Below are 18554 nucleotides of genomic sequence, written 5' to 3'. Positions count from 1 at the left end.
TTCTTTTCCTGTAACGTGTTTAAATGCAGCGAACAGATTGGGAGGGAAACACTCGTGGAAAAATTAACGGTTGTCGGCTCCGGAGTAATGGGCCGCGGAATTGCATATGTCGCTGCTTTAGGAGGCTACCAGGTTTTTATAAACGATGTTAGTCAAGCAAATCTAGAAAAAGCGAAGGTATATATTGAAACAGAAATGTCCAAGAGTGCCGATAGGGGATTTTTAAAAAGAGAAGAGGTTGAAACAGCTTTACAAAACATACATTATACGAGCAGCCTTGAAGAAGCTGCAGGCAATGCAGATGTCGTTATTGAAGCAGTTTTTGAATTGATCGAGCTGAAAATTGAAGTCTTTAAAAAGCTGGATGCAATCTGTCCGGCCCACACTCTCCTTGCAACAAATACATCTACGATGAGTCCTACAGAAATAGCTGCACAAACCTCCAGACCAGAAAAATGTATCGCCATGCATTTCTTTAATCCTGTCCACAAAATGAAGCTGATTGAGATAGTCAGAGGCTTGCAAACTTCTGACGAAACGATGAATAGAGCAAGAGAAGTGAGCCGGAGATTAGGCAAGGAAACAGTTGAGGTCAATGAATTCCCCGGGTTTGTTACGAGCCGGATGAATTGCCTGATTGGAAACGAAGCCATGAATATGCTGATGGAAGGGGTAGCCTCAGCTGAAGATATCGATAAAGCAATGAAGCTTGGCCTGAACCATCCAATGGGGCCGCTTGAACTTGCAGACCTTGTCGGCCTTGATACAAGGCTTCGCAACATGGAATATCTTTATAAATCACTCGGAGAAAAATACCGTCCATGTCCGCTGCTCATTAAATATGTCAAAGCAGGCAGGTTGGGCCGCAAATCAGGGCAAGGGTTTTATACGTATGAAAAATAACAGGGAATTTCCAGTAAATGTCTAAATGCTCATATCGATGCCAAAATGGCTCATATGAGGCTCATATCAGTGCAGAATTGGCTCATATCGATGCCGAAATGGCTCATATCGGGGCAGAATTGGCTCATACCAGTGCAGAATTAGCTCATATCGGTGCTGATTCGGCTCATATCGACACCAAATCGGTTCATAAGTTTTACAAAATGGAGGGCGAACGATGAGCAAAACGCTTAAGTGTGAAAAACTCCGATCGGCTAAGGATGCTATTAATTGGATCAAGCACGGTGACCGGGTAATGGTTGGCGGCTTTGGCCTTTGCGGCACACCATTTACGCTGATTGATATGATAGCGGAATCAGACCATGCGAGGGAGCTTACCATCATCAGCAATAATCTTGGCGAGGCCGGAAAGGGGCTGGGAAAGCTATTACTCTCAAAACATGTAAAAAAAGCGGTTGGATCGTATTTCACCTCCAACCGTGATGCGGTAAAAGCATGGAAGAGCGGCGAACTGGACATAGAACTGATTCCCCAGGGAACATTGGCTGAAGCCATTCGTGCAGGCGGTGCCGGAATTGCCGGTTTCTATACGAAAACAGCGGTCGGGACCAAGCTTGCGGAAGGAAAGGAAGAAAGAGTTTTTGACGGCGAACGGTTTATTTTTGTGAGAGGAATTAAGGCGGATATAGCATTAATTAAAGCTGCTAAAGCTGATACGCTTGGCAATCTGATTTATTCAAAAACCGCACGGAACTTTAATCCGATGATGGCAACTGCCGCAAACCTTGTGATAGCCGAGGTGGATGAGATTGTAGAAGCGGGTTCGCTTGACCCGGAACAGGTTGTCACCCCACATGCTTATGTGGACATCGTTGTCATGAATGAACGGTATGAAAAGGTAGGAGGCGTGTATGTTGAACGCAACGGATAAAAACCAGCTGAAAGCATACCGGATTAGAATAGCGAAACGGATTGCCCGTGAACTTCATGAAGGAACTGTTGTGAATCTTGGGGTCGGGATTCCGACTCTGATTCAAAATTATTTAAAACCGGATAGCGGCATTTATCTTCAGTCTGAAAACGGATTGTTAGGGATGGGCCCGACACCGCCAAAAGAAGAAATCGATATGGATTTGATTAGTGCGAGTAAACACCCAATAACAGCAGGAGTGGGGGCCTCGATTTTTTCAAGCTCGGATTCATTCGTGATGATTCGCGGCGGCCATGTAGATACCGCGGTAATGGGTGCGCTTCAGGTCAGCGAATCGGGTGAAGTTGCCAACTGGGCTGTCCCAGGAGAGGACATTCTAGGCGTAGGAGGAGCCATGGACCTTGTTGCGAGTGCGAAGCGAATCATCATTGCAATTACGCATGTTACCAAGAACCACTCTCCTAAAATAGTAAAAAAGCTTACTTATCCAACTAGCGGAATACAAAGCGCCGAGATGATCGTGACAGAAAAAGCGGTCTTCCGCATTAACCCGGGACAATTGATATTGGAGGAAATCGCATCTGACTCAAGCCTCGAGGAAATAAGGGCACTAACAGAGGCCGAGTTTAAAGTATCTGAAAACCTTATAACCATGAGTGTTGATTAGGGGACTTGCAACAAATTCGATTTCAAAGAGGTGTTGAGGAAATGGAATTTACAAATATCCTAGCCCGCCAGGAAGAGCACATCGGCTGGATTGTTATAAATCGTCCCGAACTGAGGAATGCATTAAATTTAGATACACTGCATGAAATAGAAAAAGCTTTGGACTTGTGGCGCAGCAGCCAGGACATTCGTGTTGTCATCATCACCGGGGCGGGTGAAAAGTCGTTTGCCGCCGGCGCGGATATTTCACAGTTGAATAAGCGGACGATGATTGAGGCGCTTCAGCCGAATATGACCGCCACTTATCGTAAAATCGAAGACTATGAAAAACCGACCATTGCAGCAATTAACGGGGTTGCTCTGGGTGGAGGGCTCGAACTAGCGTTGGCCTGTGATATCCGAGTTGCCTCGCTTAATGCGAAGGTTGGCCTGCCAGAAGCGGGATTAGGGATCATTCCTGGTGCGGGGGGCACACAACGGCTTACCCGGACCATCGGAAAAGGGAGAGCAATGGAGCTTATTTTAACCGGCGATATTCTTACTGCCGAAGAAGCCCAAAGAATAGGCCTTGTCAGCAGGGCAGTACCGCCCGAAGTCTTACTTGAAACGGCAAAGGAATATGCAAATAAATTATCGAGGAAGGCACCACTTGCGCTAAGGCTGGCAAAAGCTGCTGTGAACCGCGGCGCCGATATTGATATGGAAACAGCTCTTTACCTCGAAAAGCTGTCCCAGGCATTATTAATGGGTTCAGATGATAAACGTGAAGGAACTGAGGCATTCCTGGAAAAAAGGCAGCCAAACTTTCAGGGGAGATAGGGGGAAATATAAATGGATTTTACATTTTCAGAAGATATCCAACTTTTAAAAAAGGCTGTTCATGATTTTGTTCAAGGGGAAGTAGAAAAAGTAGCAATGGAAATCGAGGAAAACGATGAAATTCCAGAACAAATTGTAGAAGCATCTAAGGAAATGGGGCTTTTCGGGCTGAGCATCCCGGAAGAATACGGCGGACTTGGGCTCGATATGGTCGGCAAATGCGCGATATATGAGGAATTGGGAATGACCCATAATGGCTATACGACATTAATTGGGGCTCACACAGGAATCGGTTCTGTAGGAATTGTCGAGCTAGGCACGAAGGAACAAAAAGAAAAGTACCTGCCGAAAATGGCAAGCGGTGAGTGGATAGGTGCATTCGCATTAACAGAACCGAGTGCCGGGTCAAATGCAGCCAATTTAAAAACAAAAGCTGTTAAAAAAGGCGATAAATACATCCTGAATGGCTCCAAACATTATATTACCAATGCCGTTTGCGGCCACGTATTCACGGTAATGGCAGTAACGGACCCAAGCAAAGGAGCCAAGGGCATAACCTCCTTTATCGTAGAAAAGGATTTTCCTGGATTCATAGTAGGAAACGTCGAGAAGAAGATGGGTCTGCGCGGCTCCCATTCCGCTGAGCTATTTTTCGAAGATTGCGAGGTTCCCGCAGAAAATGTATTGGGGGAAGAGGGCAAAGGATACGTCAATGCCTTGAAAATACTTGCCAACGGTAGGGCCGGCCTTGCAGCAAGAAACCTCGGTTCCTGTGAAAAACTGCTGGAACTAAGCACGGATTACGCGATGCAGCGTATTCAGTTTGACAAGCCGATCTTCGAACAGCAGGCAGTCCAGCATATGCTCGCAGACATGGCGATGGAAATAGAACTGCTCCGTTCGATTACCTACCGGGTCGCCTGGATGGCGGATAAAGGAATGCGGGTAGTAAAAGAAGCGGCGATGGCTAAGCTGTACGGTTCTGAAGTCTACAACCGTGTTGCTGATTTGGCGGTCCAAATTCACGGGGGAATCGGCTATATGAGGGATTATCCGATTGAGAGATTTTACCGTGATGCCCGAATTACGAAGATTTATGAAGGAACAAGCCAAATTCAAAGGAATATTATTGCCAATGAACTAAAACGCGAGTTCTTAAAATAGGTGGTGTAGGAAATGAGAAATGTCGTAATCATTGATGGTGTCCGTACAGCAATCGGAAGAATGGGCGGAGCGTTAAAGGATGTAGAAGCTGATTTTTTATCAGAAAAAGTCATGCGGGAAGCATTAACAAGATCTAATATAGATGGAGTAAATGTAGACGAAGTGGTTTGGGGCCATGCTAAGCAAAGTTCAGATGTACCTAACTTGGCACGTCTGGCGCTGCTTCGGGCAGGGATACCGATTGAGGTTCCCGGTTACACTGTACACCGCCAATGCGGTTCAGGGCTGCAGGCTATCAATAATGCGGCACAACAAATTATGTGCGGTTTATCCGATGTAATTTTAGCAGGCGGTGCCGAAAGCATGAGTACCGCTCCCTATTATTTGCGTAAAGCACGTTATGGTTATGGTGCCGGAAATGCGGAACTAGTCGACCCCAATACAGAAAGCCAGCCAAGAGCACAGCCAATTGAGGTCTATGGGAATTTGACGATGGGGTTAACCGCGGAGAACCTTGCGGAGCGGTACTCCATCAGCCGCGAAGAACAGGATGAATTTGCTCTCCACAGCCAGCAAAAAGCTGCTGAGGCAATCTCAGCCAGCAGATTTAAAGACGAGATTGTTCCTTATGAAATCAAGCATAAAAAAGATATAATTGTTTTTGACACAGATGAACACCCGAGAATGACAAGCCTTGAGAAGCTTGGCTCGTTGAAGCCTGTATTTAAATCGGGCGGTACTGTTACAGCCGGGAATGCAAGCGGGCGGAATGATGGTGCCGCGGCCCTTATTGTTATGGCAGAAGAAGAAGCTGAGAAACGCGGCCTCAAATCCCGTCTTCGGATTGTTTCACAGGCAGCAGTCGGTGTGGCTCCTGAAATAATGGGGATCGGGCCGGTGCCGGCAACTCTCAAAGCTCTTAAACTTGCAGGCTTAACATTAAATGATATAGATTTAATAGAATTAAATGAAGCATTCGCAGCCCAGGCGCTCGCCTGTGTGAAGGAGCTTGGAATTGATCAAAAGAAGCTGAACGTCAATGGCGGGGCAATTGCACTTGGGCATCCGATTGGCGGTACGGGTGCAATCCTGACAGTTAAAATTATGAATGAGCTGGAACGGCGCGGTGCCAGGTATGGGTTGATAACCGCTTGTATCGGCGGCGGTCAGGGAATTGCTACGATTGTTGAAAATCTTCGGGTTTAAGGATTCGGGAGGAAAAAATATGAGCAAGCCACGTGTATTGCAAATTCTGTCCATGTATCATCCAGATGGGGAAAGGGTATTGAATGAGGGAGCCGAGGTTATCCGGACAGACCAATATGATATTCCCCGTTTATGCGAGGCGGTAAAAAATGTAGATGGAATTGTCCTCAGGGCGCCAGCTAAAATCACTCGCGAAGTTATTGACGCTGCTGGTCCGGGATTAAAGGTAATTTCAGGAGCAGGTGTCGGGCTGGACAATATTGATGTTGCTTATGCGACCGAAAAGGGAATACCCGTGCTCCATGCTCCATCCGTCAATAAGGTCTCAACCGCCGAGCATGCGGTCATGTTAATCATGGCTTTAGCGAAATCAGTGGTTCCCTACCATGAAAATATGAAAGAAGGAAACTATGGCTCGAGAATGGAAATCCCTTCATATGAACTGAAAGGGAAAAAGGTCGGTTTAATAGGGTTCGGTAACATTGCACAAGAAGTGGCAAAACGACTGAAACTAGGGTTTGATATGGATGTAACCGCTTGGGTTAGAGAATATAAATCGGAAAAACATGGGTATGCAGACGAAATCGGCATAAAGATAGCAACCAATATGGACGAAGTTTTCCGAGAGTCGGACTATGTTTCCCTTCATATTCCATTAAATCAGCATACCAAGTATTCCATAAATAAAAAGCTGTTTTCCCAAATGAAGCCTACAGCCTATTTGGTCAATACGGCGAGAGGTGCGGTCGTTAATCAAACCGATCTGTATCATGCCTTGAAGGCGGGCCAGTTGGCAGGAGCTGGTTTGGATGTGTTCGATCCGGAGCCGCCGCCAAAAGATTTGCCATTATTAACTCTTCCCAATGTGGTAGCTACTCCGCATGTTGGTGGAACAACTGTGGAATGCAACCAAATCATGGCAAGAACAGTAGCCGAAAATGTCATAAACGTGCTGAATGGTAAAAAACCAGCCTATATTGGCAACCCCGAAGTGTTAACTTCTAAAACATTTGAGTAGGAGATAACTATGGAAAAGTATTCTATTGCCCTGCTTCCTGGAGATGGAATCGGGGTGGATGTTGTAAGGGAAGGCAAGAAAGTATTGGATACGGTTTCATCGCTCCATGGAGGCCTTTCTTTTTCCTATAAAGAATTCGACTGGAGCTGCGAGTATTATGCCAGGCATGGGAAGATGATGCCGGATGATGGCTTGGATATCTTAAGTGCGTTTGATACGATTTTCCTTGGAGCTGTCGGCTATCCAGGTGTGCCAGATCATGTTTCCCTGTGGGGGCTGCTCTTGCCGATCAGGCGCCAATTCGAACAATATATAAATATACGCCCAATCAAATTGCTAAAAGGAATTGAGTCTCCGCTTGCAGGTAAAACCCGTGAGGATCTCGATTTTATTGTAATCCGTGAAAATAATGAAGGTGAGTATTCCAGCATCGGCGGCCGTATGTACCAGGGTACTGATATGGATATGGCAATACAGAACAGTGTGTTCACTCGCAAAGGCGTAGAACGGGTATTACGATATGCCTATGATGTTTCACAAAAGCGCGGCGGGAAAAAGCATGTTACGGCTGCTACGAAATCCAACGGCATTAATCACACGATGCCATTTTGGGATGAGTATGTCGAAAGGATTGGCCAGGAGTATCCTGATGTGGGATGGAGCACTGTACATATCGACGCACTGGCTGCTTTTTTTGTCAGCAAGCCTGAAACCTTCGATGTTGTAGTTGCCTCCAATCTTTTCGGCGATATCCTGACTGATTTAGGTGCAGCAATTGTTGGCGGGCTGGGCATCGCGCCTTCAGCAAATATCAATCCTGAAAAGAAATACCCCTCGATGTTCGAGCCGGTCCATGGTTCCGCACCTGATATCGCAGGAAAAGGCATTGCTAATCCAATTGCTTCGATTTGGTGCACCAGCATGATGCTGGACCATTTTGGCCAAACCGAAGCTGCACGAGCAATAATTGATGCGATGGAAGATGTCCTTCAGGAAAAAGAAATGGTTACACCTGATTTAGGCGGAAAGGCTACCACGGAACAGGTAGGCAGCTATATTTGTGAAAAGCTTAAAATCCGGTTGGGCTAATGAAGATATTTATCCAAAGCTAAGAATTTTGATTTTATACTAAATAAGTTGAGGACCAAATTGCCTAGCGGTTTGGTCTCTTTGTTGTATTTAGAATTTAATTAATTTTTATACATATATGTTGAACTAAAAATTCTCCTTTATTGCAACCTGTTGATATTATCGGCAATTTTCTAACCATTTCATATACAGATAATAAGTTCACTGTCCTACGTAAGTAGCCAGCATAAATAAACGGAGGTTTTCCGTCTATTTAAAGATTGGAGCTTAATTTGGGATAAATAAGAGGAGTTTTTCCGGTTATCCAAAGCATAATCCACAATTTTTACACTTTTTGATTCAATAGCAGGAATTTCTCCGTCTATTTAACTATTTTGTTATCCGTACTTACTCATTAAACGGAATTTTTCCGTCTATATGAATTATACTTTTGAGTTGCTGAGGAGTAGATAATTAATTTATTGGAACAGAAATCAAAGAAGAACATTAGTTTATCCTATATTAAAGGATTTAGAACCCTTTTTGTGGAAGTTCCATATTAAACTAGGGTTGTGCATAAATATATAAGAGGTGATATAAGTGAATATCAGACTTGCGGAACTAAGAGATATTAAGCAGTTAATTAAAATGAGATGGGATAATACCATTGAATTTGATGAAGGCAAAAAAGACGAAAACTATGAAGAGTTTGAAAAGGAATGCCAAACTTTTTTAGAGAATGCAATAAATAGTAAACAGTGGTTTATATGGGTGGCAGAAGATAATGAGAAAATCGTTTCGCATATCTACATAGAATTAATACATAAAGTGCCGAGACCAGGGAGAGTTACTCATCCGTTTTTGTATATGACAAATGTGTACACCATTCCTGAATATAGAAATGGAGGAATTGGAAGTAAAGTTTTAAGTTCAATAAACCATTGGATTAAAGTTAATAAATTTGAGTTTGCAATTGTATGGCCAAGTGAGGAAGCTATTAATTATTACAAGAAAAATGGATATGTTCATTGTACAGAGCCTATGGAATACATCCCGTCTTGAAGAAAAAGGTGAGTTAATCGGGCTAGGAGTTCCGCACAATCTTTATTGATAATTTCTGGAGGGTTTTTATGAAAAGATTGGCACTAATTTGCTCATTCTTGTTGATAGCCCTGATTATTGGCTGCTCTTCCAAAGAAAAAACTGAGGAAAAGTATTATGTCCTTATTGTTCAAGGCGAAGAAAATTTAAGCGAGAAATTTAGTAAATTTGTTAATGGCACTTATTCTGTGGTTGAAATGGAATATCTAACAAGTTTAGCAGCCGCAAAGGAAAAGTATCCAAAATATGAAATAGAAAAAGCTCCCGCAGTATTTATTTTCGAAACTGATGGGGGAGAGATGAAAAAATTAAAATTAAAAACCTATGATACAGAGGAAGCTGTCAAATTTCTTGAGGAATCAAAGAAAGATTTTCAACAACACCAGAAGAAATGAAAAGACCTTTCTTTAAGAATGGTTGATCTTAGAGGGATTGGCGGGGGATGGATCATGCAAGATAATAAAGAAACTCCTAAACAAATTAGAATGAGAGTAAGACAAGAAGAACTGAAAAGAAATCCAATGGGTAATGTGAACGATGGTTTCAATAGAGTAAACAGTGGTAGTTTAGTTGATTTAGTAGGCAGTTTGGGTTTGAAAGCCACTGGGATGCTTATTCTTGTAATCATAATTGGATTTATTCTCGCGTCATTCTTCTTTAAGTAACGTGCGATGTTCCGGATCATTTTTAAATGAGCAGCATAGAAAGATTAGTTACTGACTTAGGTTTATAAAATATTAGTGTTAGTTGGAAAATCATATACTCAAAAAATATTCATAGCCTTCCTATCACTTAAGATGGGAGGCTATTTATTTTATCTATATGTTTATTAGATTTACGAGGACTATCATTCTCTACTTCTTATTACCTAATTTATTAATGGTCCTATTTTCGTCGGTACATTTTAGCAGGAAACTTGTCTTTTTATGAGAAGGTTAAGAAGGACGTGGGAAATGGAGAGTCTCTTGTTTTATTGAGGACTAAGTACAATGTTCAGCAAACATCCTAAGGGGGAGAGATTCACTGGTGTATCCGTCAAATTATTTGAAATGGGGAGGCAATAATGAAGAAACAAAAATTTAAAAAACGGTCTGCGCTTTTTTTCTGTTTTACTCTTATTTTTAGTTTACTTGCTCCTTTTTCCGTATCAAATTCACAAGCAATAGGGACCAGTGCTATGGCTGGGGCAGTTGTGAATGGTGGGTTTGAAGAGGTGGTCATTCCTGGGTGGAGCCTTGTCACAAATAATTCATCCACAAGTTTTGCTATCAGTAATGAAAGAGCAAATACCGGGACCAAAAGCTTACATTTTAAAGATTCTAATAGCAGCACTACTGGTGGTAATTTGCAGGTAACAAGTGAAAAAATACCTGTTAATTCAGGACAGTCTTATACAGCGAAAGCATTTGTTAATGTCGTTAAACAATCTCATAGTATAGGATATGAGGTTCATTATTTCAACAATGAAAATATTAAAATAGGAAACGCAACTTTTATTAACTTCCAGACAGCAGCCCTGGGAACAAATCAATGGACTGAAATCAGTGTACCGTTCTCAGTTCCCGACGGGGCAACTAAGGTTGAGCTTCGGTTTAATTCCGGGCATCCTTCACAAACTGAAGCTTACTTTGATGATGTGAAAATTGTAAAGGACTCGGATAATACAGAAACACTGCCGGTAAACGCGTCTTTTGAAGAGGAAGTAGTGTATCGTGGCTGGAGTCTCGTCACTCAAAATCCGTCCACAAGTATCGCATTCAGCGGAGAAAAATCCCGAACCGGAAATAAAAGCTTATATTTTAAAGATGCAAATAGCAGTAACCCGGGAGGCAATTTACAAGTAACAAGTGAAAAGGTTTCTGTAACAGCAGGAGAGTCATATATAGCGAAAGCATATGTAAATGTCGTCAGCCAATCACATAGTATCGGTTTTGAGGTTCATTATTACAACGCTGAAAACCAAAGGGTAGGAACAGCTACCTTTATTAACTTCGGCTCTGCAGTTTTAGGAACAAACAAATGGACTGAAATTCAAGTTCCTTTTGAGGTTCCTGCTGGTGCTGCCAAAGTCGAATTACGCTTTAATTCGGGTCATCCTTCCCTTACGGAAGCGTTTTTTGATGATGTAACCATTGAAGGTAGATCCACTGAAGAACCTCCAACAGAGGATATTAACAAAGAAGTGGTGAATCCAGGCTTTGAAGAGAAAGTGACGGATGGCAACATTTCAGGATGGAAATCAGAGTTTGAAGGACCAGGCATTCAAGTTAGTTTAGAACGGGCTCGTACAGGAGTACAAAGCTTACACTTACACGATATAACTGACAAAGCAGGCGTAAGTGTTTTAAGTGATAAGGTTGCCGTTGAACCTGGTGCCTCCTATTTATTAACTGTCTTTTCCAATGTCGTTAGCCAGTCACATAATGTCGTGGCCGAAATTCGATATTTTGATAAAGACAATAAGAAAATTACTGACCATCGAGAACTTAACGGCAACTTGCCGAAAAACGAATGGATTGATTTAAAGGTATTTAGTGTTGTTCCTGAAAATGCAGCATACGCAAGACTTGCATTCTATTCGGGAGGCATTAGTTTCACAGAAGTCTATTTCGATGATGTTACATTCAAAAAAGTAACAGATGATTCCAAATTAGACCGTGAATATGCTGATCCTATTAACCTTGGAGAAATGGTCCATGTTCAGCTGGGACAAGCTGGGGCTATTCAAAAAAATAGTTTGGGTGAGAATGAAATATATTATCATTCGAATGGCCATCCTGGAACTTTCTCGGTATTGGACGCCGAAACGGGAAAACTCAAATTTTCTAAAGTAATTGATAATACAGAAGCTGTATGGGCCATAACCATTGGCCCTGATAAAAACGTGTACTTTGCGGGTACTTCTGATGGAAAATTATATCGTTATGTTCCGGCACGAAAAGAAGTTGAATACCTAGGAGCTAATCCTTCAGCTGCTTGGGTTTGGGATATTGAGGCGACGGAAGATGGCAAGATTTATGGTGCTACCTACCCAGGTGCAGGTGTTTTCGAATATGATATCAACACAGGCGAATTCAGAGACTTTGGTCGTGTCTCCACCCAAGATTACGTACGTGGATTAGCTGTTGAAGGAGATTATATTTATGCAGGAATTGGAACGACGAAGCATCTGTATAAAATTAATCGCCATTCCGGTGAAAAAGAGGAGCTTATCATAGAAGGACACTCAGGTGAAAATGGTTTTATCCAGGATATTTGGGTTGTAAATGGGAAGCTTCTTGTTGCCGTTTCAACTATTAATATGCTTGTCATTGATCCAAAGACAATGGAAGTTGAAGGTTCTTTTGAGTTTAGCAATATGATATCTGAACCTGATCCGAATCAGCCAAACATGATTTATTATAAAAAAGGAACACAGTTGTACAAATATGATTTGAATGAAAACAAAGAAACATTAATTGAGGGGCTTCCAGTTCTACCCGATACTCCACGGGTAAAGGATATGGCTTGGCTAACGTTATCTTCTGGCAAAACAGTATTGTCTATGGTGACACAGTATGGCGAATATATGCTATATCACCCCCAAACAAATGAGTTGTCGTTTGTCATGTTGGACCTCGCTGCAACTGCTGTAGCGATTCAATCACTTGAATCTGGTCCAGACGGAAAGCTTTATATGGGCGGATATCAGCGTGGAATGAGTGTATATAATCCATTCACTGATGAAGTCGAAGTGAATGTTTCTTCGTTTGCCCAGCCAGAGGGAATCGGATTCTTGGACGATACCGTTTATTTCGGAACATATGTAGGGGCTATTATGTACAGCTATGATCCATCACAGCCAGTAGATTTAAATAGCAATCCAAAGCTTGAATATGATATTAAAGATGAACAAGACCGCCCTTTTGCTATCACATCAGGTGAAAATAAGCTATTTGTTGGAACAATCCCTGACTATGGTGTCTTAGGCGGAGCTCTGGCTATCTATGATTCTGAAACTGATGAATGGTCTCAGCAGAGGAATGTCGTTCAGGATCAAAGTATTATTAGCTTGGCCTACCACGATGGAAAGCTATTTGGAGGAACGTCTGTCTGGGGTGGATTAGGAATTAATCCTAAAGCAGATGAAGCAAAAATCTTTGTTTGGGATGTTGAAAAAGGTGAAAAGATTACAGAGTTCACACCGAAAATCCCGGGAATTGATGTAACACCTCGAATGATAGGTGATTTATCAATCGGACCAGATGGATTCATATGGGGTGCCGTTGAAGGTACAATCTTTAAGATGAATCCTGAAACCTATGAAGTGGTGGATAGTAAAGTCATTCGGCCAAGTTTGTATAATAGCAGTAAATGGTTTCCTTACCGCCTTCAGTGGGGACCGGATGGCATGCTCTATACAACATTAGCACGCAGTTTGATTGTCATTGATCCTAAAACATTAGATTACAAAGTGCTTGTAGAGGATTTCATGAACAGCATGACGGTCGGGGTTGATGGAAGCATCTATTATGCACTTGGAAGTGAGCTTTACAAAATCCCGGTTCCTGAAACAGACGCAACCTTACGAGCGATTAACATTGATGGAAAAGGAATTGAAGACTTCCAACCAGGTAAATTTAACTACACCATATATGCTGACCCAACTGAAAACATAGTAGCAGAGGCCAGCCAACTTGGTGCAACAGTTGAACTCGTACATTCAACTGGTAAAACAGAAATCATAACAACAGGAACTGATGGCATTTCCACGTTAAACTATACAATCACATGGGCAGATCAACTATGCAAGCCAGGTAAACCTGACAAACCTGGTAAGCCAGAAAATCCAGGCAAACCTTGCAAGCCAAATAAACCCGGTAAACCAGAAAGTCCTGGTAGACCAGATAATCCAGGGAGACCTCAAAATCCTGGAAAATAACTTTCTAATAAATAGAATACTCCAATGGAAGAACAAAAGCGCAAGTACCTTGACCATCGCCGTATAAAATGGAGGGACTTCGACTGAGATATAGTGAAACTTCCATCAGCGATTTTTGCTGATGGTTAGTTGAACGAATCGGACCTTTAGGATCAGTTGCCGACGGAGGAGGCTTACTGAGCCTTAAGAGTGGGATAAAGGAATCACGAAGAGCGAATGCGATTCGATGATGACTTATCGTAGGGAGGAGGCCTGAAGTTTGCGCACGCGTGGGCTCTCCTCATTACGCTATTGCGTAATTTCGTGCGATGCTTATGCCGCCGAAGCGTTCCTTGTGGACCTAGACGTAGATACGCTCAGTAATAAAAGTTATCCACAGTCGAAATTTTCATTAAACACGAAAAAGGTTTTCTGCTCAACACAGAAAACCTTTTTTCATTTCAAGGGTTAGAACACCTTGCAATCATTATTGCCCCTTCAAATTGTGAAGAATTTAGTTGGGTAGGGGAGCCATGTATTATTATTGTCCATTTCAAAATATATAAATGAATTTTTTCAAGGTGGCAGCGTGAATATTGGTTGGCCGGTTTTGCGCTTAATGGATGGCTAACCGGGGCAGTTAAAGAAAAACTTAGATCGTAATGGTAAAATTAATTTGAATAACCATGCCATTATTAATTGAAGTTAGCTATTGCGATTGCTTATGTGAATAGGAGGATTTTTTTGAGAATAATTGATACAGTACCGTATTTTTTGGAAAACTATCAACCTTCTATAATTTTTTTGCGGAGCTACTATATGAAGTTTCCAGAGATCTTCAGGGAGTATTTTTTATATCATTGCAAAGACTCTGAAGAAAGGCATATTCAGTCGATAACAAGGTATCCTCAAGTCTTCACATCCATCCATTTAATCCACAACGAAATTGTTACTATTATAAAAGAAGTAGAGCACAATTATTTGAGTATGTATCAGGTTGATTTTCCTATTGATGTAAATTTAATCGTTGGTGGTTTTGGTTCTAATGCCTATACACACAAACAAATAATACCTAATGTGACTTTTGCGTTAGAAAAATTTTCGGAAAGCAGTCATTTACAAGCCATTATTGCACACGAATTAGGACACGTTACTCATAATATTATTTCAGATAAAGCGGGAAATGACTGGTCAAAAGTGGATTGGAATAGTCCTCTTACCTGGCTATTTCAAGAAGGGGCGGCTACACATTTTTCAAGGATAACATCACCTGGACTGTCTTCTTCAATATATTTTTCTTACGATGATAATGGTGATGAATGGTTGGGATTTGCATCATCCAACAAAGAGGAAATTCAATTTGAGTTTGCAAAAGATCTTGCAGAATGTACCCAGCAAGAAATTTTTCGTGAGTGGTTCTCCATTAATGGAGGAAAAACCTTTGGTTTTCCTCGATTGGCATACTTTTTGGGCGATATGTTATTTCAAGAAAAAGTTTTACAAGTTGGAGAAATGAACGCAATTACAGCTTGGAAAGATCACGGTTTTAAGGACAGCATTAGCACTTGGCTGGATTATTAGAACAATACTTTTTCTAAGTAATTTTCTGGATTGTAAAGCATCCTATATAACTAACGTGTGCGAATGACCTAATGAGGTTTTCGCACTTTTTTATTGAATTCGCTATTGAACAACAGGGCAATTTAGTTCAAAAAAGCCTGTGGGAAGAAGTTTAAAATAACTAAGATCTTTTAGGCAGGTTTTCTAAAATTTATTATTCATAGACTAATACCGTGACAAGCTTTTAATCATTCACATATTAATAGGAGAAAGTTTAATTAAAAGGGATGATAGCTTTTGAAGATTTTATTTCTAGAAAGTCACCCAATGTGGATTTATGGTTTACCTAATGGTTTTAAAGAAGAAGGGCATTCGGTAATGATTTCTGGGCCATTAAGTAAGAATAATATTTCAGAAATGATAGATTTGTTTAAGCCAGATTTAATCATATCTGTCGGATGGACAGCCGAACACTCTAAAGAAAAATGGCGGTGGATCCGAAAGGCTATCAAGAAAACAACGATACCTCTCGTTTATTGGGCAACTGAAGACCCTTTACACACTGAAAATTTTACAATACCTCTTATTAAGGCAATTAAACCAGATTTCGTTTTTACAGTTACACCTTCACTATGTGAAAAATATGAGGAGCTAGGTTTCAAGGCGGATCATTTAGAATTTGGGTACCATCCGGTTGTCCATTTCCCGGTACAACCAATGAATAACTATCGTTGTGACATAGCGGTAGTAGCGAATGCTTATCCTGAATATCTTAAAGAAAATCCAAATGCGTTCCGTTCGGATGCTTTAAAAACATTAATAAAGCCCCTTATCAAGGATGGAATTCGTGTTGACTTTTGGGGGAAGAATTGGGGTAAAATGGGTGATTATTTTGGAAGAGACATTCCAGCTAAGTGGATTCATGGCTATTTAGACTACAGGGATGCATATAAAGTCTATAGTTCTGCCAAAATCGTTCTTGGATTGCAAAATTCCAGCTCGCAACTTACTATGCGCACTTTTGAAATTCTTGGTTCTGGTGGGGTTTTATTAACATCGGATACACCTGCAGTTCGAGAAAAATTCACAGCAGATCAAGATTTAATTGTTTCATCCCACAGTGAGGAAACAGTTAAGAAGGTTCAATATTATTTAAATAATGATCTAGAAAGACAACAAATACGCGAAAATGCTAAAATAGCTGTCCAAGAACATTCCTATCGAAATCGAGCTAAGCGAATACTTGAAGTATTACAAAACAGAGGGATTTTGAGAGAAACCGGAGATATTATACATTATTCAGATTTTCTAAAAGAAATCTATGAAATTTATAAGATTTCTCCTGATGACACTCTTGCAAAAATTGCAAACAGATTTAGTGTCCCGTTAGAACAATTAATTGAACTTAATAATCTTAGTTCAGATAAAATATATGCAGGTCAAATAATTAAAATAAAGAAAAAAGCATAATAAAAAAATTTTTTTTGGATTTTTTGGCTGAGTTGTTTTACTAGATCCGAGTGAAAAACCACTTGGCTTTTTTTATGAGTGAATATTGGAGGATTATTTAAAATCAACTCGGAAAAGCTAAACTAAACATATATTTAGGGTGATAAAATTGTTCAGGAAGGTTCCTGTGATATTACTGTTTTTGTGTGCCTTTTTTAGCGCGCAAACTATTCCAACAGTAGGTGCAAAACCAAAAGATTCTCCGACTCCATTTATAGAATTTTATAAAGAAATTGGCTATAAATCGGTGGGAGAGGCAGTTAATGAGTGTGAAAAACACTTCAAGGAAGAGGTAAAACTCCCACTGATGATTCCTGCTATTCCATTCTCTCACCAATTCGGAAGGTTTTGGGAGGACAAAGTACATAAAACAAATGATTCCCTGGAAATAGAATATTTGAATGAAAAAAAGCCGGAGAATTTTTATAAAATTACCATTAGGCCACTGAAGAAAAAAATTGATTTTAAAGATAAAGCCAATCAAAAATTGTACAAGCTTAAAGACGGCCAAAATGCTATCTATATGGAATTAATTAATCAAGAATTTCTTGTTTTCGAATATGGCAAATGGCAATATATACTCGGAATAAATAAAAAGTTATCAAAAGAAATTACTCCCGAGATATTAGTGGAAATTGCTAATTCCATTTCTTAAAAGTGATTCCAGAAGGGAACCACAAGTTAATGCTGTCCAAAACAAAAAAGGACTGCAATACAGCAGCCCAGCCACAGAAAAATCGGTGCAAGTCTGTATTAACCTATCTCAATGGTATCTCCAATCTTTATACTGCCAGGTTTTACTACTGAAGCATATACCCCAAAGCTCCCAGCGTTATTTCTGACAATCGACCTTAGTACGTTTGGATCTTTTGGCAGGTCGCCCTGAGCTAATGTAGTCATAACACATCGCTTAGTTTCTTGAGAAATTTTAAGTTGAACATCGCCAACAGTCAGTGTTTTCCCCACCCAATCATTTTCCACAAAAGCTTCAACATTGGGAACTTCAACAATAAGGTTTGGCCTGAACCGGCGCGGCTCAATCCTGCTTTCTGGTGCGAGCTTCCTTAAGTAATTAATCGTTGAAGTTGTAATGATGTGAACGAAATCAATGTCAAAAAACGTGTTTTCAGGTGAAGTTCTGGTGAATACTGTGCCTTTATTATCAAGTTCCTCAATTTCCTCAGGAATATAGCCTTCGAACTGTACATCCATTGCCGAGGGGCTCGATAATTGAACAGTTCGATTAAAACTTCCTGACAGCAAGTTATCTTTTTCCTCATCAATGCTATCGACCCATCTTCCATCCGGAAAAGTAATTCTTACTGGAGGTATTGCAGCATCCTTTTGTGGCTGGTCTATATACTTGGCACGATATTGAAACATGTTTGGCCACTTTTTTGGATTTTTTGCATTAGCAAGTTTGCCAGTTTCATTGTCGATTACACCATAGGCTCTGTCGCCAAATAAGCCTTTTTTCGTCACTTCGCAAGCATTTAATTCCTCACCCATCATTGATTTAACCGGATATCTCCAAATTGAAGCAACTGTTGCAGTTGTCACACTACTCACCCTTCCTTTCTTATGTATTAATAGTAAGTATATTGGTTTGCTAAATGTTTTCCAAAGAAAAAGGGCCATGCTTTCGATTAAAATGCTAAAGTGACTATAGGATTAAGTAAATTCATCAATTCGCTAATCGAGTTAATAGC

Annotated in this window: 16 protein-coding genes; 15 read left to right on the top strand and 1 reads right to left on the bottom strand. The window is 40.9% G+C overall.

Going from position 1 to position 18554, the window contains the following annotated elements; all coding sequences use genetic code 11:
- Window positions 1–54: 54 nt before the first annotated feature.
- The 15 genes from AM500_RS13645 to AM500_RS13570 all read left to right on the top strand — a co-directional run bounded on the left by AM500_RS13645 (window position 55) and on the right by AM500_RS13570 (window position 17500).
- Complete coding sequence (locus AM500_RS13645; protein WP_053599710.1) at window positions 55–903, top strand: 3-hydroxyacyl-CoA dehydrogenase; 849 nt, start codon at window positions 55–57, stop codon at window positions 901–903.
- Window positions 904–1120: 217 nt separating this feature from the next.
- Window positions 1121–1834, top strand: coding sequence for a CoA transferase subunit A (locus AM500_RS13635; RefSeq protein ID WP_053599708.1), 714 nt, complete (start codon window positions 1121–1123; stop codon window positions 1832–1834).
- Window positions 1815–2501, top strand: coding sequence for a 3-oxoacid CoA-transferase subunit B (locus AM500_RS13630; protein ID WP_053599707.1), 687 nt, complete (start codon window positions 1815–1817; stop codon window positions 2499–2501). The genes AM500_RS13635 and AM500_RS13630 overlap by 20 nt, the downstream gene beginning before the upstream one ends.
- Window positions 2502–2542: 41 nt before the next feature.
- On the top strand, window positions 2543–3319 hold the full coding sequence (locus tag AM500_RS13625; RefSeq protein WP_053599706.1) for an enoyl-CoA hydratase/isomerase family protein: 777 nt from the start codon (window positions 2543–2545) through the stop codon (window positions 3317–3319).
- 12 nt (window positions 3320–3331) lie between these two features.
- A complete protein-coding gene (locus AM500_RS13620) occupies window positions 3332–4483 on the top strand; it encodes an acyl-CoA dehydrogenase family protein (RefSeq protein WP_053599705.1) in 1152 nt (383 codons plus the stop codon).
- A gap of 12 nt (window positions 4484–4495) precedes the next feature.
- A complete protein-coding gene (locus AM500_RS13615; protein ID WP_053599704.1) occupies window positions 4496–5689 on the top strand; it encodes a thiolase family protein in 1194 nt (397 codons plus the stop codon).
- Window positions 5690–5708: 19 nt separating this feature from the next.
- A complete protein-coding gene (locus AM500_RS13610) occupies window positions 5709–6707 on the top strand; it encodes a hydroxyacid dehydrogenase (RefSeq protein ID WP_053599703.1) in 999 nt (332 codons plus the stop codon).
- Window positions 6708–6716: 9 nt separating this feature from the next.
- A complete protein-coding gene (locus AM500_RS13605) occupies window positions 6717–7796 on the top strand; it encodes a tartrate dehydrogenase (protein WP_053599702.1) in 1080 nt (359 codons plus the stop codon).
- A 579-nt stretch (window positions 7797–8375) separates the two neighbouring features.
- Window positions 8376–8837, top strand: a complete 462-nt coding sequence (locus AM500_RS13600) for a GNAT family N-acetyltransferase (RefSeq protein ID WP_053599701.1) — start codon at window positions 8376–8378, stop codon at window positions 8835–8837.
- 68 nt (window positions 8838–8905) lie between these two features.
- Window positions 8906–9271: a hypothetical protein gene (locus tag AM500_RS13595; RefSeq protein ID WP_053599700.1), complete on the top strand. Its 366-nt coding sequence runs from the start codon at window positions 8906–8908 to the stop codon at window positions 9269–9271.
- 54 nt (window positions 9272–9325) lie between these two features.
- Window positions 9326–9541 carry a DUF6366 family protein gene (locus AM500_RS13590; protein WP_053599699.1) on the top strand — a complete coding sequence of 72 codons (216 nt, stop codon included), beginning with the start codon at window positions 9326–9328 and terminating at the stop codon, window positions 9539–9541.
- A 398-nt stretch (window positions 9542–9939) separates the two neighbouring features.
- On the top strand, window positions 9940–13797 hold the full coding sequence (locus AM500_RS26260) for a carbohydrate binding domain-containing protein (RefSeq protein ID WP_053599698.1): 3858 nt from the start codon (window positions 9940–9942) through the stop codon (window positions 13795–13797).
- Window positions 13798–14520: 723 nt separating this feature from the next.
- A complete protein-coding gene (locus AM500_RS13580; protein ID WP_231688001.1) occupies window positions 14521–15357 on the top strand; it encodes a M48 family metalloprotease in 837 nt (278 codons plus the stop codon).
- 276 nt (window positions 15358–15633) lie between these two features.
- Entirely contained in the window at window positions 15634–16806 is a 1173-nt protein-coding gene (locus tag AM500_RS13575; protein ID WP_053599697.1) for a DUF3880 domain-containing protein, read from the top strand.
- Window positions 16807–16972: 166 nt separating this feature from the next.
- Window positions 16973–17500 carry a hypothetical protein gene (locus AM500_RS13570; protein ID WP_156319817.1) on the top strand — a complete coding sequence of 176 codons (528 nt, stop codon included), beginning with the start codon at window positions 16973–16975 and terminating at the stop codon, window positions 17498–17500.
- A 98-nt stretch (window positions 17501–17598) separates the two neighbouring features.
- Here the strand turns inward: AM500_RS13570 and AM500_RS13565 are convergent, their stop codons facing one another.
- Window positions 17599–18405, bottom strand: a complete 807-nt coding sequence (locus AM500_RS13565; protein ID WP_053599695.1) for an MOSC domain-containing protein — start codon at window positions 18403–18405, stop codon at window positions 17599–17601.
- Between the last annotated feature and the right edge of the window lie 149 nt (window positions 18406–18554).

It is taken from the genome of Bacillus sp. FJAT-18017 (genome assembly GCF_001278805.1).
Classification (GTDB): domain Bacteria; phylum Bacillota; class Bacilli; order Bacillales; family Cytobacillaceae; genus Bacillus_D.
The sequence above is the reverse complement of the archived record's forward strand: the minus strand, read 5'-3'. Positions and strand labels throughout refer to the sequence as shown.

Coding starts and splice junctions, on each gene's coding strand:
- AM500_RS13605 (WP_053599702.1), top strand. CDS start 6,717: ATGGAAAAGTATTCTATTGCCCTGCTTCCTGGAGATGGAATCGGGGTG.
- AM500_RS13625 (WP_053599706.1), top strand. CDS start 2,543: ATGGAATTTACAAATATCCTAGCCCGCCAGGAAGAGCACATCGGCTGG.
- AM500_RS13635 (WP_053599708.1), top strand. CDS start 1,121: ATGAGCAAAACGCTTAAGTGTGAAAAACTCCGATCGGCTAAGGATGCT.
- AM500_RS13595 (WP_053599700.1), top strand. CDS start 8,906: ATGAAAAGATTGGCACTAATTTGCTCATTCTTGTTGATAGCCCTGATT.
- AM500_RS13590 (WP_053599699.1), top strand. CDS start 9,326: ATGCAAGATAATAAAGAAACTCCTAAACAAATTAGAATGAGAGTAAGA.
- AM500_RS13620 (WP_053599705.1), top strand. CDS start 3,332: ATGGATTTTACATTTTCAGAAGATATCCAACTTTTAAAAAAGGCTGTT.
- AM500_RS26260 (WP_053599698.1), top strand. CDS start 9,940: ATGAAGAAACAAAAATTTAAAAAACGGTCTGCGCTTTTTTTCTGTTTT.
- AM500_RS13615 (WP_053599704.1), top strand. CDS start 4,496: ATGAGAAATGTCGTAATCATTGATGGTGTCCGTACAGCAATCGGAAGA.
- AM500_RS13610 (WP_053599703.1), top strand. CDS start 5,709: ATGAGCAAGCCACGTGTATTGCAAATTCTGTCCATGTATCATCCAGAT.
- AM500_RS13630 (WP_053599707.1), top strand. CDS start 1,815: ATGTTGAACGCAACGGATAAAAACCAGCTGAAAGCATACCGGATTAGA.